At 62.4% G+C, this 12,079-nt stretch carries 15 protein-coding genes; 8 read left to right on the top strand and 7 right to left on the bottom strand.

Annotated elements, in window-relative coordinates; translation table 11 throughout:
- The first annotated feature begins 56 nt into the window (after nucleotides 1-56).
- Together AC6CIG_RS20395 and AC6CIG_RS20390 are read left to right on the top strand one after the other, a co-directional pair.
- Nucleotides 57-689: a septation protein A gene (locus AC6CIG_RS20395; RefSeq protein WP_010970512.1), complete on the top strand. Its 633-nt coding sequence runs from the start codon at nucleotides 57-59 to the stop codon at nucleotides 687-689.
- Nucleotides 686-1,276: a DUF2585 domain-containing protein gene (locus AC6CIG_RS20390; RefSeq protein ID WP_127711463.1), complete on the top strand. Its 591-nt coding sequence runs from the start codon at nucleotides 686-688 to the stop codon at nucleotides 1,274-1,276. Before AC6CIG_RS20395 ends, AC6CIG_RS20390 begins: the two co-directional genes overlap by 4 nt.
- Before the next feature lie 94 nt (nucleotides 1,277-1,370).
- Here AC6CIG_RS20390 and AC6CIG_RS20385 read toward each other — a convergent pair whose 3' ends face one another.
- Genes AC6CIG_RS20385 through ccmA form a run of 5 tightly spaced genes read right to left on the bottom strand, consistent with a single transcriptional unit; the run spans nucleotide 1,371 to nucleotide 4,249 of the window.
- Nucleotides 1,371-1,979 (bottom strand): DsbE family thiol:disulfide interchange protein, encoded by a 609-nt coding sequence (locus AC6CIG_RS20385; RefSeq protein ID WP_018097400.1) that lies wholly within the window; start codon nucleotides 1,977-1,979, stop codon nucleotides 1,371-1,373.
- Nucleotides 1,976-2,152, bottom strand: coding sequence for a heme exporter protein CcmD (gene ccmD, locus AC6CIG_RS20380; protein WP_018097399.1), 177 nt, complete (start codon nucleotides 2,150-2,152; stop codon nucleotides 1,976-1,978). The genes AC6CIG_RS20385 and ccmD overlap by 4 nt, the downstream gene beginning before the upstream one ends.
- Entirely contained in the window at nucleotides 2,149-2,919 is a 771-nt protein-coding gene (locus tag AC6CIG_RS20375) for a heme ABC transporter permease (RefSeq protein WP_127711465.1), read from the bottom strand. Before AC6CIG_RS20375 ends, ccmD begins: the two co-directional genes overlap by 4 nt.
- Nucleotides 2,920-2,978: 59 nt before the next feature.
- The gene (ccmB, locus tag AC6CIG_RS20370) at nucleotides 2,979-3,638 is read right to left on the bottom strand and encodes a heme exporter protein CcmB (protein WP_003529714.1); all 660 of its coding nucleotides are present in this window, start codon (nucleotides 3,636-3,638) and stop codon (nucleotides 2,979-2,981) included.
- Entirely contained in the window at nucleotides 3,635-4,249 is a 615-nt protein-coding gene (gene ccmA, locus AC6CIG_RS20365) for a heme ABC exporter ATP-binding protein CcmA (RefSeq protein ID WP_411932396.1), read from the bottom strand. The genes ccmB and ccmA overlap by 4 nt, the downstream gene beginning before the upstream one ends.
- 279 nt (nucleotides 4,250-4,528) lie before the next feature.
- On the opposite strand from ccmA, the gene acnA reads away from it, so the two are divergent.
- From acnA to AC6CIG_RS20335, 6 genes are all read left to right on the top strand, one after another.
- Nucleotides 4,529-7,219, top strand: a complete 2,691-nt coding sequence (gene acnA / locus AC6CIG_RS20360; protein WP_127711467.1) for an aconitate hydratase AcnA — start codon at nucleotides 4,529-4,531, stop codon at nucleotides 7,217-7,219.
- Nucleotides 7,220-7,458: 239 nt separating this feature from the next.
- Nucleotides 7,459-8,277 carry a DUF1223 domain-containing protein gene (locus tag AC6CIG_RS20355; RefSeq protein WP_127711469.1) on the top strand — a complete coding sequence of 273 codons (819 nt, stop codon included), beginning with the start codon at nucleotides 7,459-7,461 and terminating at the stop codon, nucleotides 8,275-8,277.
- 325 nt (nucleotides 8,278-8,602) lie between these two features.
- Nucleotides 8,603-9,013, top strand: coding sequence for a DUF2794 domain-containing protein (locus AC6CIG_RS20350; protein ID WP_027993216.1), 411 nt, complete (start codon nucleotides 8,603-8,605; stop codon nucleotides 9,011-9,013).
- Nucleotides 9,014-9,220: 207 nt separating this feature from the next.
- Nucleotides 9,221-9,535 carry an ArsR/SmtB family transcription factor gene (locus AC6CIG_RS20345; RefSeq protein ID WP_018097392.1) on the top strand — a complete coding sequence of 105 codons (315 nt, stop codon included), beginning with the start codon at nucleotides 9,221-9,223 and terminating at the stop codon, nucleotides 9,533-9,535.
- On the top strand, nucleotides 9,532-9,891 hold the full coding sequence (locus tag AC6CIG_RS20340; protein WP_127711471.1) for an SRPBCC family protein: 360 nt from the start codon (nucleotides 9,532-9,534) through the stop codon (nucleotides 9,889-9,891). The genes AC6CIG_RS20345 and AC6CIG_RS20340 overlap by 4 nt, the downstream gene beginning before the upstream one ends.
- 44 nt (nucleotides 9,892-9,935) lie before the next feature.
- The gene (locus AC6CIG_RS20335) at nucleotides 9,936-10,553 is read left to right on the top strand and encodes an ATP-dependent Clp protease proteolytic subunit (protein WP_100672709.1); all 618 of its coding nucleotides are present in this window, start codon (nucleotides 9,936-9,938) and stop codon (nucleotides 10,551-10,553) included.
- A gap of 17 nt (nucleotides 10,554-10,570) precedes the next feature.
- Here AC6CIG_RS20335 and AC6CIG_RS20330 read toward each other — a convergent pair whose 3' ends face one another.
- Both AC6CIG_RS20330 and AC6CIG_RS20325 read right to left on the bottom strand, forming a co-directional pair.
- Nucleotides 10,571-11,128 carry a GNAT family N-acetyltransferase gene (locus tag AC6CIG_RS20330; RefSeq protein WP_018097389.1) on the bottom strand — a complete coding sequence of 186 codons (558 nt, stop codon included), beginning with the start codon at nucleotides 11,126-11,128 and terminating at the stop codon, nucleotides 10,571-10,573.
- A gap of 125 nt (nucleotides 11,129-11,253) precedes the next feature.
- A complete protein-coding gene (locus tag AC6CIG_RS20325) occupies nucleotides 11,254-11,991 on the bottom strand; it encodes a Bax inhibitor-1/YccA family protein (protein ID WP_018097388.1) in 738 nt (245 codons plus the stop codon).
- Nucleotides 11,992-12,079 lie beyond the last annotated feature (88 nt).

Below are 12,079 nucleotides of genomic sequence, written 5' to 3'. Positions count from 1 at the left end.
TTTTGCCGCAATCCTGATGCTATGAGCGGCAGAAGATGACAGAACAGGATCCGCACATGTCGACGATCGAGGCCGCCAAGCCGAAGACAGAGGTAAGCCCGCTGCTCAAGCTCGTGCTGGAACTCGGCCCCCTGATGGTCTTCTTCTTCGCCAATTCGCGGGGCGAGTGGCTGGCTGGCCGTTTTCCCGCGCTGGCCGAGCTCGGCGGGCCGATCTTCATCGCGACCGGCCTGTTCATGGCGGCAACGGCGGCGGCGCTGATTGCTTCCTGGATCATGACGCGCACGCTGCCGATGATGCCGCTCGTCTCCGGCATCGTCGTCTTCGTCTTCGGCGCGCTGACGCTCTGGCTGCAGAACGACACCTTCATCAAGATGAAGCCGACCATCGTCAACACGCTCTTCGGCGCGATCCTGCTCGGCGGCCTCCTCTTCGGCAAATCGCTGCTCGGCTACGTCTTCCACGCCGCCTTCAAGCTGGACGAGGAGGGATGGCGGAAGCTGACGATCCGCTGGGGCGTGTTCTTCCTGTTCCTCGCCGTGCTCAACGAGGTGATCTGGCGCTCCTTCTCGACGGATTTCTGGGTCGCTTTCAAGGTCTGGGGCACCATGCCGATCACCATCCTCTTCACGCTCGCCCAGATGCCGCTGATCATGAAGCATTCGCTCGAACAGGATAGCGCGGAGTGACGATCGCGGCCGCCTCGGAGGACAAGCAGCGACGAGCGGCGCTCTGGTTGCTTGCCTGCCTCGGCGTGCTGGCGATCCAGGTCCTCGTGCAGCACCTGATGGGGCGGTTATGGATCTGCGAATGCGGCTACATCAAGCTCTGGGAAGGCGTCGTCAAATCCAGCGGCAACTCCCAGCACCTTTCCGACTGGTACACGCCGTCCCATGTCATCCACGGCTTTCTCTTCTACGGCCTCGGTCACCTTCTCATGCGCGGCAAACCCTGGAGCGCCCGCCTGCTTCTCGCGACCGTGATCGAGTCCGCCTGGGAGATCGCGGAGAACACGCCGGTGGTGATCAACCGTTACCGGGCCGCGACGATCTCGCTCGATTATTTCGGCGACAGCATCCTGAATTCGGCCATGGATACGCTCGCCATGGCTGTCGGCTTTCTCATCGCCTTGCGGCTGCCGGTCGCAGCCACGGTCGCGATCGCCATCGTTTTCGAACTCTTCACCGGCTATATGGTGCGCGACAACCTGACGCTCAACGTGCTGATGCTGGTCTGGCCGCTCGATGCGGTGAAGGCTTGGCAGGCGGGCGTTTAGCCGCTCCTTCGATAGGGAAGTGAGGTGTCGCGAGTCTCCTTCGCCCCCCTTGCGGGAGAAGGTGGCCGGCAGGCCGGATGAGGGCGGTCGCGGTCTACGAACCCGCAAGCGCCTTGTCGATCGCCGGCAGCAGCCCTTCCCTGAGGCTCTTTTCGTCGAAGGGGCCGGCACGCTTGTAGAGGATCGTGCCGTCGGCGGCGACGAGGAAGGATTCCGGGATGCCGTAGACGCCCCAGTCTATCGCCGCCTTTCCGTTCGGATCGACGCCGATTGCAGAAAAAGGGTTGCCGAGTTCGCCGAGGAAGCGCAGCGCGTTTTCGTTCCGGTCCTTGTAGTTGATGCCGACGACGGTGAGGCGCGGGTCTTTCGACAGCTGAAGAATGATCGGATGCTCCTGCCGACAGGGCACGCACCAGGAGGCCCAGACATTGACGAGCGTGAGCTTGCCCTTGACCGCCGTGTCGTCGAGAGCCGGCATGGGTTCGCCCGATGGCGTTGCAGCCCCTTCGAGCGGCGGCATGGCGAGCATCGGCGCCTTGGTGCCGATCAGCGCCGAGGGGATTTCGCTGACGTCCCTGCCGGAGTTCAACTGGCTCCAGAAGATGAGTGCGAGCACCGCGAAGATGAGGAGCGGAAGCGCCGCCATGAGATAGCGGAAGGCTCCGGGCCTGCGCTCGTCCTGCGGCGTCTCAGCGTTCGTCATTTGCCCCCTCCGGCCGGCAGTTCCGCGGAGCGGCGGCGGATCCCGGCGGCCTCGAGCTGCTGCAATTCGCGCCTGCGGGCGCGGCCGTCGGTGAGGACCCAGAGGATGAGTCCGGCTACCGTGGCGGCGGCAACCGCGTAGCTGGCAATGACATAGGCGGCATGGCTCATCATGGCGTAAGCTGCTCCCGGCCGGCATTGCGCGCCGCCTGGCGTCTGAGCGAGGCCACGCGACGGCGCCAGATCTCGTTGCGCATGGCGGCGATATGCAGGGTGAAGAACAGGAGCGTGAAGGCGATCGCCATGACGATGAGCGGCCGCAGGAATTCCGGATCGATCGTCGGCCCGTCGAGGCGCATGACGCTTGCAGGCTGATGCAGCGTGTTCCACCATTCGACCGAGAACTTGATGATCGGGATGTTGACGAAACCGACGAGGATAAGCACGGCCGAGACGCGCGCCGATCGGCTCGGCTCCTCCATGGCGCGGTTCAGCGCGATCAGCCCTAGATACATGAGGAAGAGCACGAAGACCGAGGTCAGCCGCGCATCCCAGACCCACCAGGTGCCCCACATCGGCTTGCCCCAGAGCGAGCCGGTGACGAGGGCCAGAAAGGTGAAGCAGGCGCCGATCGGCGCTGCGGCTCTTGCCGAGACGTCGGCGAGCGGATGACGCCAGACGAGCGTGCCGAGTGCGGAGATCGCCATGACCGTGTAGCACATCATGGAAAGCCAGGCCGAAGGCACATGCACATACATGATGCGCACCGTCTCGCCCTGCTGGTAGTCGCCCTCGGTGGTGAAGGAGAGCCAGAGCCCGGCCGCAAAGACGAGCAGCGTGAGAGCAGCAAGCCAGGGCAGCACGCGATCCGTCAGCGCCAGGAACCGGGTGGGGTTGGCGAGATCGCTGAATTTCCGTATGGCCAGGCTGCTTTCACTCATGACGGTTCTTTAACGCGGAAGGCCGGCTTCCGCAATTCATCCTAAGGTGCCGGCTCTCGTCAGTCGGCCGAGTGCCTGAGTGCCGCCGCGGCCGCCACCGGTCCGATCACCGCGAAGAACAGGGTTATCGCCATCAATATCATGAAAGGCGGCAGAAACGGGGCCGGATCCTCGATCGCCGCATAGACCGCGCTGACGCCGAAGATGAGCACCGGTATCGCAAGCGGCAGGACGAGGATCGAGACGAGCAGCCCGCCGCGCGGCAGCGCAACCGCGACCGCAGCGCCGACCGCGCCGATGAAGGTTATCGCCGGCGTGCCCGCGAGCAGGGTGACCATGGTGGCCCCGATGGCGCCTTCGTCCATGTTCATGAACAGTCCGAGAAAGGGCGAGGCGATCACCAGCGGCAGGCCGGTGGCGGTCCAATGAGCGGCGCATTTGACGAGGACGGCCAGGAGCAATGGCGTCTCCTGCATCATGATGAGGTCGAGCGAACCGTCTTCCCGCTCCGCCTGAAAGAGCCTGTCGAGCCCAAGCAGCGACGCGAGCAGCGCGCCGATCCAGAGGATCGCCGGGCCGATGCGGGCGAGCAGGTTCAGATCGGGGCCGACGCCAAAGGGGATGACCGCGACGACGGTCATGAAGAAAAGCACGCCGATCATCGCGCCGCCGCCGGCGCGCACCGAAAGCTTGAGATCCCGGAAGAAGAGCGCGATCAATGGACGAACCCCGTCATTTCAAGGCTTTTCGCCCCCGCGAATCCAAGCGGCTGGTGGGTGGCCGCGACGACGACGCCGCCGCGGTCGAGATGGGCGGCGACCAGGCCGGCAAAAAGCCTGTCGGCGCTGACGTCGAGTGCCGCCGTCGGCTCGTCGAGAAGCCAGATGGGCCGGAAGGCGACAATGAGCTTCGCCATGGCCATGCGCCGCTGCTGGCCGGCGGAAAGGTAGCCGAAGGGCAGATGAATGATGTCGGCGAGCCCCACTGCCTCCGCCGCTTCGACGAGGCCGATGCCGGAGCCGCCCGGCGAATCGCCAAGGAAGCGCTGCCAGAAGGTGAGGTTTTCCTCCACCGTCAGCTCGCGCTTCATCGCGTTGCGGTGGCCGAGATAGTGGCTGAGTTCGCGCGGATGTTCGTATCCCGATGGGCCGTCCTCCAGCCGGACGCGGCCCGATTCCGGCTCGAGAAGCCCCGCCAGGACGCGCAGGAGCGTCGACTTGCCGGCACCGTTCGGACCCGTTACCACAAGCGCCTCGCCGGCAGCCAGCGCGAACGAAATATCGTTGAAAATCAGGTCCTCGCCGCGCCTCGCACTCAAACCTTCAGCCATGAGGCGCATGAATTTCCAGCTTCCCTTGACGTGTCTTTTCGCGGAGCAAAAAAAGTTCCGATTGAACCTTGGTTGGTCTGGCACGATTTGGAGAAATTATCTATAAGGCGGCCAACACGCCAGCGGTCGGCGTGAATTTCATCCTAGCGCCGAACATGGAACGAGCTTCCACGTACGGACAGCGGAAATGACCGTACCCGCATCCCACTTCGCGCCTCACAGGTGCTCGGGCGTTCGTACGTCAGTTTTTGGCGATCAGACGGAACGGGGTATCATCCAGTGTCCAAATCCCTAGACAGCTTCAATTGTCGCTCCACGCTCACGGTCAACGGCGTGGACTATGTCTATTACAGCCTGCCGAAGGCGGAGGCGAACGGCCTCGCCGGCATCTCGAAGCTTCCCTATTCGATGAAGGTTCTGCTGGAAAACCTGTTGCGCAATGAAGATGGACGCTCGGTCACCAAGAAGGACATCGAAAACATCGCCGCATGGCTCGGCGACAAGGGCACGGCCGAGAACGAGATCGCCTATCGCCCGGCGCGCGTGCTGATGCAGGACTTCACCGGCGTTCCGGCCGTCGTAGACCTCGCGGCAATGCGCGACGCGATGGTTTCGCTCGGCGGCGACCCGGAAAAGATCAATCCGCTCGTTCCCGTCGATCTCGTCATCGACCACTCGGTGATCGTCGACGAATTCGGCACGCCGACCGCTTTTGCCCGCAATGTCGAGCTTGAATACCAGCGCAACGGCGAGCGCTACCGCTTTCTCAAATGGGGCCAGCAGGCCTTCAAGAACTTCCGCGTCGTGCCGCCCGGCACCGGCATCTGTCACCAGGTCAATCTCGAATATCTGGGCCAGGCCGTCTGGACCAGGGAAGAGGACGGCGAAGTCACCGCCTATCCGGATACCTGCGTCGGCACGGACAGCCACACGACGATGATCAATGGGCTGGGCGTGCTCGGTTGGGGCGTCGGCGGCATCGAAGCCGAAGCGGCGATGCTCGGCCAGCCGGTTTCCATGCTCCTGCCGGAAGTCATCGGCTTCAAGCTCACCGGCAGGCTCAAGGAAGGCGTGACCGCGACCGACCTCGTGCTTACCGTCGTGCAGATGCTGCGCAAGAAGGGCGTCGTCTCCAAGTTCGTCGAATTCTTCGGCTCCGGCCTCGACAACATGACGCTCGCGGATCGCGCGACGATCGGCAATATGGGCCCGGAATACGGCGCCACCTGCGGCTTCTTCCCGGTCGATGCCGAAACGATCAACTATCTCACCATCTCGGGTCGTGAAGAGAGCCGCATCGCGCTGGTCGAAGCCTATTCCAAGGCCCAAGGCATGTGGCGGGAAGGGGATGGTTCCGAGCTCGTCTTCACCGACACGCTGGAACTCGACCTCGGCGACGTCGTGCCGTCGATGGCCGGCCCCAAGCGCCCCGAGGGCCGCATCGCGCTCGAGAACATCGCCTCCGGCTTCGCGGCGGCGCTCGACAACGACTACAAGAAGCCCGGCCAGCTCGCCAACCGCTACGCGGTCGAGGGCACCGACTACGATCTTGGTCATGGCGACGTCGCGATCGCCGCGATAACCTCCTGCACCAACACGTCGAACCCCTCGGTGCTGATCGCCGCCGGCCTGCTTGCCCGCAAGGCGGTCGCCAAGGGCCTGAAGACGAAGCCCTGGGTCAAGACGTCACTGGCGCCCGGATCGCAGGTCGTCGCCGAGTACCTGTCGAAATCCGGCCTCCAGACAGATCTCGACAAGCTCGGCTTCAACCTGGTCGGCTTCGGCTGCACAACCTGCATCGGCAATTCCGGCCCGCTGCCGACGGAGATCTCCAAGACGATCAACGACAAGGGTCTGATCGCCGCCGGCGTGCTTTCCGGCAACCGCAACTTCGAAGGCCGCATCTCGCCGGACGTACAGGCGAACTATCTCGCCTCGCCGCCGCTCGTCGTCGCCTACGCGCTGGCGGGTTCAGTCCAGAAGGACCTGACGAAGGAGCCGATCGGCGAAGATCAGAACGGGCAGCCCATCTACCTCAGGGACATCTGGCCGACTTCGCAGGAGATCCAGGAGTTCATCTTCAAATACGTCACCCGCGAGCTCTACGCGACCAAATATGCGGACGTGTTCAAGGGCGACGCCAACTGGCAGGCTGTCCAGGTTCCGGCCGGCCAGACCTATGCCTGGGACGAGGGGTCCACCTACGTCCAGAACCCGCCCTACTTCGTCGGCATGGGCAAGAAGGGCGCCGGCATTTCCGACATCAAGAACGCCCGTGTCCTCGGTCTCTTCGGCGACAAGATCACCACCGACCACATTTCCCCGGCCGGTTCGATCAAGGCGGCCTCGCCTGCCGGCGCCTATCTGCTCGAGCACGGCGTCGGGATTGCCGACTTCAACCAATACGGCACGCGCCGCGGCAATCATGAGGTGATGATGCGCGGCACCTTCGCCAATATCCGCATCCGCAACCACATGCTCGGCCCGAACGGCAAGGAAGGCGGTTATACGATCCACTATCCCTCCAAGGAGGAGATGTCGATCTATGACGCGGCCATGCAGTACAAGGAGGAGGGCGTTCCGCTCGTCATCTTCGCCGGCGTCGAATACGGCAACGGCTCTTCGCGTGACTGGGCGGCCAAGGGCACCAACCTCCTCGGCGTCAAGGCCGTGATTGCCCAGTCCTTCGAACGCATCCATCGTTCGAACTTGGTCGGCATGGGCGTCGTACCCTTCGTCTTCGAGGAAGGCACGACCTGGGAATCTCTGGCTCTCAAGGGCGACGAAGTCGTGACGATCGAGAATCTCGCCAATGTCCAGCCGCGCGAGAAGCGCGTGGCGAAGATCACCTATGGCGACGGCTCGGTGAAGGAGGTCCCGCTCATTTGCCGCATCGATACGCTCGACGAGGTCACCTACGTCAACAATGGCGGCATCCTGCAGACGGTTCTGCGCGATCTCGCCGCCTGATCGGCGACGTATGAACAGAAAGGCCGGGGCGTCCACATCGACGCCCCGGCTTTTTATTGTCCGGTCCACAGGGTTTTGCCCGGCTTTGCGGCAGTCACTCCAACGTGACTTTTCGTTGAAGAATACCCGTCGTATGTAGGGGTCTCCCCGCGCGGCAAACGCGTTGAAGCGACGCACTTCCGGATGGAAACGTTCCACATTTTCCCGGAAGTGCTCTAACGAGCACGAACAAAGACGCCATGATATCCGCCTGCACACCAACAATCCGACGTCTCGCCCTGGCGATCGGGCTGTTTGGTGCGTTCTGCGGAGCTTCCGCAGCGGATGACGGCAGGACGGCCGAGAGCGGGCCGGTCAAGGATGGAGCGGTCAAGGACGGGGCGCTCAAAGGCGTCGTCGAACTCTTCACCAGCCAGGGTTGCTCCTCCTGTCCCCCGGCGGACGCGGCGCTCAAGAAGCTCGTCGATGAAGGCGAGGTCGTCGCGCTCGCCTATCATGTCGACTATTGGAACTATCTCGGATGGGCGGACACGCTCGCTTCCAAGGAAAATACCGAGCGGCAATATGCCTATGCGCGCATGCTCGGCCGCTACGGCGTCTATACGCCGCAGGCGATCCTGAACGGGCGCGACCACGCCAACGGCGCGGACCTGCCGGCCATCAGGAACCGGCTTGCCTTGATGGACGAGAAGGGCAAGGGGCTGTCGGTGCCGATCGCCGCCTCGATCGGCGGCGATGAAATCTCGATCAAGGTCGGTGCCGGCAAAGGCAGGGCGAATGTCGTCGTCGTCTATTTCGACCGGGCAAGGGTGGTCAAGGTCGAGAAGGGCGAGAACAGCGGCAAGGAGATCGCGTATTGGCATGCCGTGCGCGACATCCAGACCATCGGCATGTGGGAGGGCAAGCCCGCGGAGTTCACGCTGCCGGCCTCCGTCCTGTTCGAAGGCCAGGGCAACAGCGGTTGCGCGGTGCTGCTGCAATCGATGAAGGACAAGGAAACGCCGGGAGCCATTATCGGCGCCGCAACGGTTCTCGCGGGGCCGCAGGGAAAGCTCTGATGACAGAAATGTTCCGCATCGCTTGCGGCGGAACAGGGGATGGTTCGGCCCGGCAGCATCGAGGGGCTGGGGCTGAGGGTTCGAAGTTACCGGACCGAACCAGCCATGTCTGCGTTCGAGAACCTCCCGCAGCATGACGGCTGGCCGGACATACGGTGGCAACGACTCTGTCCGGCAGCGGTCGGAGTGTTGCGGCGAATTGGGGCGGCGTTTTGACTGAATTGCGGCAGCCCCAAGAATTGCTGACATTGATCAACAGCTTCCGGCTTGCTTTTCCGATCGTGTGAGGCACACTGTCGTGGTCCTGTCACATTAGAAGGCCGAAATGCCGATGACTGATGAAACGGATTTGCCGCGAGGCGAAGCACGTCACTACGGCCGGACCACCTCCGATGTGGTCGTCGATCTTCACGAATACAAGCAAGCCAAGAACCCCCCGCCCGTCACCTTCCATCGCCGCGAACTCGACCTGATTCTCAAGGTCTACGGCCGTATGGTGGGCGAAGGGGAGTGGCGCGACTATGCGATCGACCACCTGAGGGACCGGGCCGTTTTTTCGGTGTTCAAGCGCGCCGGAGAAGTGCCTCTCTACCGCATCGAGAAAAACCCGAAGCTCGCCGCGAAACAGGGCGCCTTCAGCGTGCTCAACGCTCACGGGACGATATTGAAGCGAGGCCACGAGCTCGCCCAGGTGCTCAAGGCCTTCGACAAGGTGCTGAAGCTCGTCAAAACCTGACCGACATATCACTCGGAGCCGCCCCTCATCCGCCTGCCGGCACCTTCTCCCCGCAGGCGGGGCGAAGGGACAAGCGGCAGCGCTTCGCCTCGGTCCCCTCTTCCCGCGTGCGGATTTATCCCTGAATCGGTTGGCGGCGCCAAATCGCTTGCATCGAAGCGCGCCATCCGTGTTGCGAATCAGATAAGTGTATGCTTATCTGACGTCATGACTGAGAACGACATATTCAAAGCGCTCGCCGACCCGACACGCCGTGCAATCTTCGAGAAGCTGGCGAGCGGAAGTATGAACGCCAGTGCCTTGCGCAACGGAATGGACATCAGCCAGCCGGCCATGTCCCAACATCTCCACGTGTTGCGTAATGCAAAGCTGGTGCGGGAGGAACGGCAGGGGCGCTTCGTGAACTACGAGGTCGACCCGGAGGGGCTGGCGCTCGTTGCCGGATGGCTGGCGAAATATCGCGCCTACTGGCCGGCGCGGATCGATGCGTTGAAGGTCTTGCTGAGGGATATGGATCAATGAACGATGTGGAACTGAACGAGCCGGCAAGGAATCTGGTGCTCGAATACGAACTCGATGAATCGCCCGAAAAGGTGTGGCGGGCAATCAGCATGCCTGAGTTCCGTGAGCGATGGCTGCCCAGGCGGGAACTGGCTGGGGCTGAGCCTGTCTCCACCGCACCGGGCAAGGAAATTCGCTACAGAATGCGCGACGACGAACCTCCCTTTCTCGAAAGCCTCGTGGCGTTCCAGGTCAGGCCCAGCAATGACGGCGGCACGATTCTGAGAATTATCCATGGGCTGGAGGATGAGCGGCTGGCTCCGCGAACTCCGCCGGCGGCGAACAGCAACCGGCTTTGGCTGATGCGCGCCGCCTGACGCCTCATTCTACCAAAACAAGCTCATCAGACAGGAGTTCGCCTATGCGCGAAGCGATGCAACTCGTCCCTATGGTCGTCGAGCAATCCAGCCGTGGCGAGCGCTCATTCGACATCTATTCCCGCCTGCTGCGTGAGCGAATAATCTTTCTGAACGGCGAGGTGAACGATGCAGTGTCTGCTCTCGTTTGCGCACAGTTGTTGTTCCTGGAAGCCGAAAGCCCCAGAAAACCGATCCAACTCTATATAAACTCGCCCGGCGGTGTCGTTACCAGCGGCTTCGCGATGTACGACACGATGCGTTACATCCGGGCGCCCGTGCATACGCTTTGCATGGGGACGGCCCGTTCGATGGGTTCGTTCCTGCTGATGGCAGGCGAAGCGGGCGAGCGCACCGCCCTGCCCAATGCAAGCATCCTCGTCCATCAACCTTCGGGCGGCTTTCAGGGACAGGCCTCCGATATGCTCATCCATGCCGAGGAAATCAGGCGAACCAAACACCGCATGACGCGGCTTTATGCCGAGCATTGCGGGCGAACATATGAAGAATTCGAGCGCGCGATGGATCGCGACCGTTTCATGACGGCGGAAGAAGCTCTGGAGTGGGGTCTGATCGACCGCATCCTCACCGAACGGGAGTTGGGCGCTGAATTTGACGCTTGAAGCTCACCTGCGCAGGCTCAGCTCCTATAAAGCGTATCCGGATAGACGCCCTCGGCGGGCTTCGTTGCGGTTCCTTCTCCGAGCGGCCGCTGCATGAAGGCCGTATCAAGCCACCGGCCATGCTTGAAGCCGGTTGCCTTCATCAGCCCCTGCAGTTCGAAGCCGAGCGCCCGGTGCAGGGCGATTGATGAGGGGTGCGCCCCGCCGATTACCGCTATCATCTGGCGGAAGCCGAGAGCCGTACAGCGCCCGATCAGTTCGGAAAGCAGCGCCTTGCCGATGCCCTTGCCCCGTGCTTCCGGCGAAAGATAGATCGAATCCTCCACCAGAAACCGATAGGCGGTGCGGTTGCGGAAGGCGGAGGCATAGGCATAGCCGATAACCGCGCCACGCTCGTCCAGCGCGACCACATAGGGGTAGCCGTTGCCGGTGATCGTGGAGAAGCGGAGCGCCATCTCGGCTTCGGATGGCGGTGTCTCCTCATAGGTCGCGACCCCGTTCAAAACGGACTCGCGATAGATCTCGGTGATCGAGCGGAGGTCGGCGGCAACGGCGTCGCGGAGCGTGGCGGTCATGGAATTCTTCGCGCATTATGGCTGGAGATGTACTGTCTCGCATGGATGCGCCGGATCGATCAAGTCCGGTTTCGGGCAAACAAAAAGGCGGCCGAAGCCGCCTTTTCCGTCAAACCGGTTCGCTACTACTCGTTCCTGTTGCCAAGGAACTGCAGCATGAACATGAACAGGTTGATGAAGTCGAGGTAGAGCGTCAGCGCACCCATGATGGCCTTGCGGCCGGCGACCAAGGCGTCATCGCCTTCGAAGTACATTTCCTTGAGCTTCTGCGTGTCGTAGGCGGTCAGGCCGGCGAAGATGAGCACGCCGATCACCGAGATCGCGAAGCCGAGTGCCGAAGAGGCAAGGAAGATGTTGACGACGGATGCGATGATCACGCCGAAGAGGCCCATGATCAGGAACGATCCGAGGCCCGAAAGGTCCTTCTTCGTCGTATAGCCGTAAAGCGACAGGGCACCGAACGAAGCAGCCGTCACGAAGAACGTCTGCACGATGCTCTGGCCGGTGAAGACCAGGAAGATCGACGACAGAGACAGGCCCATCAACGCCGCATAGACCCAGAAAGTCGTCTGCGCCGCGGAAACGCTCATGGAATTGATGCGGAAGCTCAGGAAGAACACCAGCGCAAGAGGCGCCAGCATCACGACCCACTTCAGGGGAGAACCGTAGATAAGCTGGGCGAATGCCGGATTAGAGGCGGCAAGCGCATAGGTTCCGTAAGCTGCCACGCCGGTAATCGCCAGGCCGAGGGCCATCAGGTTGTAGACCTTCAGCATATAAGCGCGAAGGCCTTCGTCGATCACGGCACCCGCCTGAGCGCCGGCGGGCGACATTCGGGTTTGGTAGTTTCTCAGATCAGCCATTGTTTCCTCATTTAAGCCCCGGTTGAAGTTACGGTGTCGGGCGGCGAACCTTGTCGTTCCTTTGCGCGCCCAGGCGCCGCTGCGGGGC

The organism is Sinorhizobium sp. GQ132 (assembly GCF_059758575.1).
This window is presented reverse-complemented; position numbering and strand designations above follow the sequence as displayed.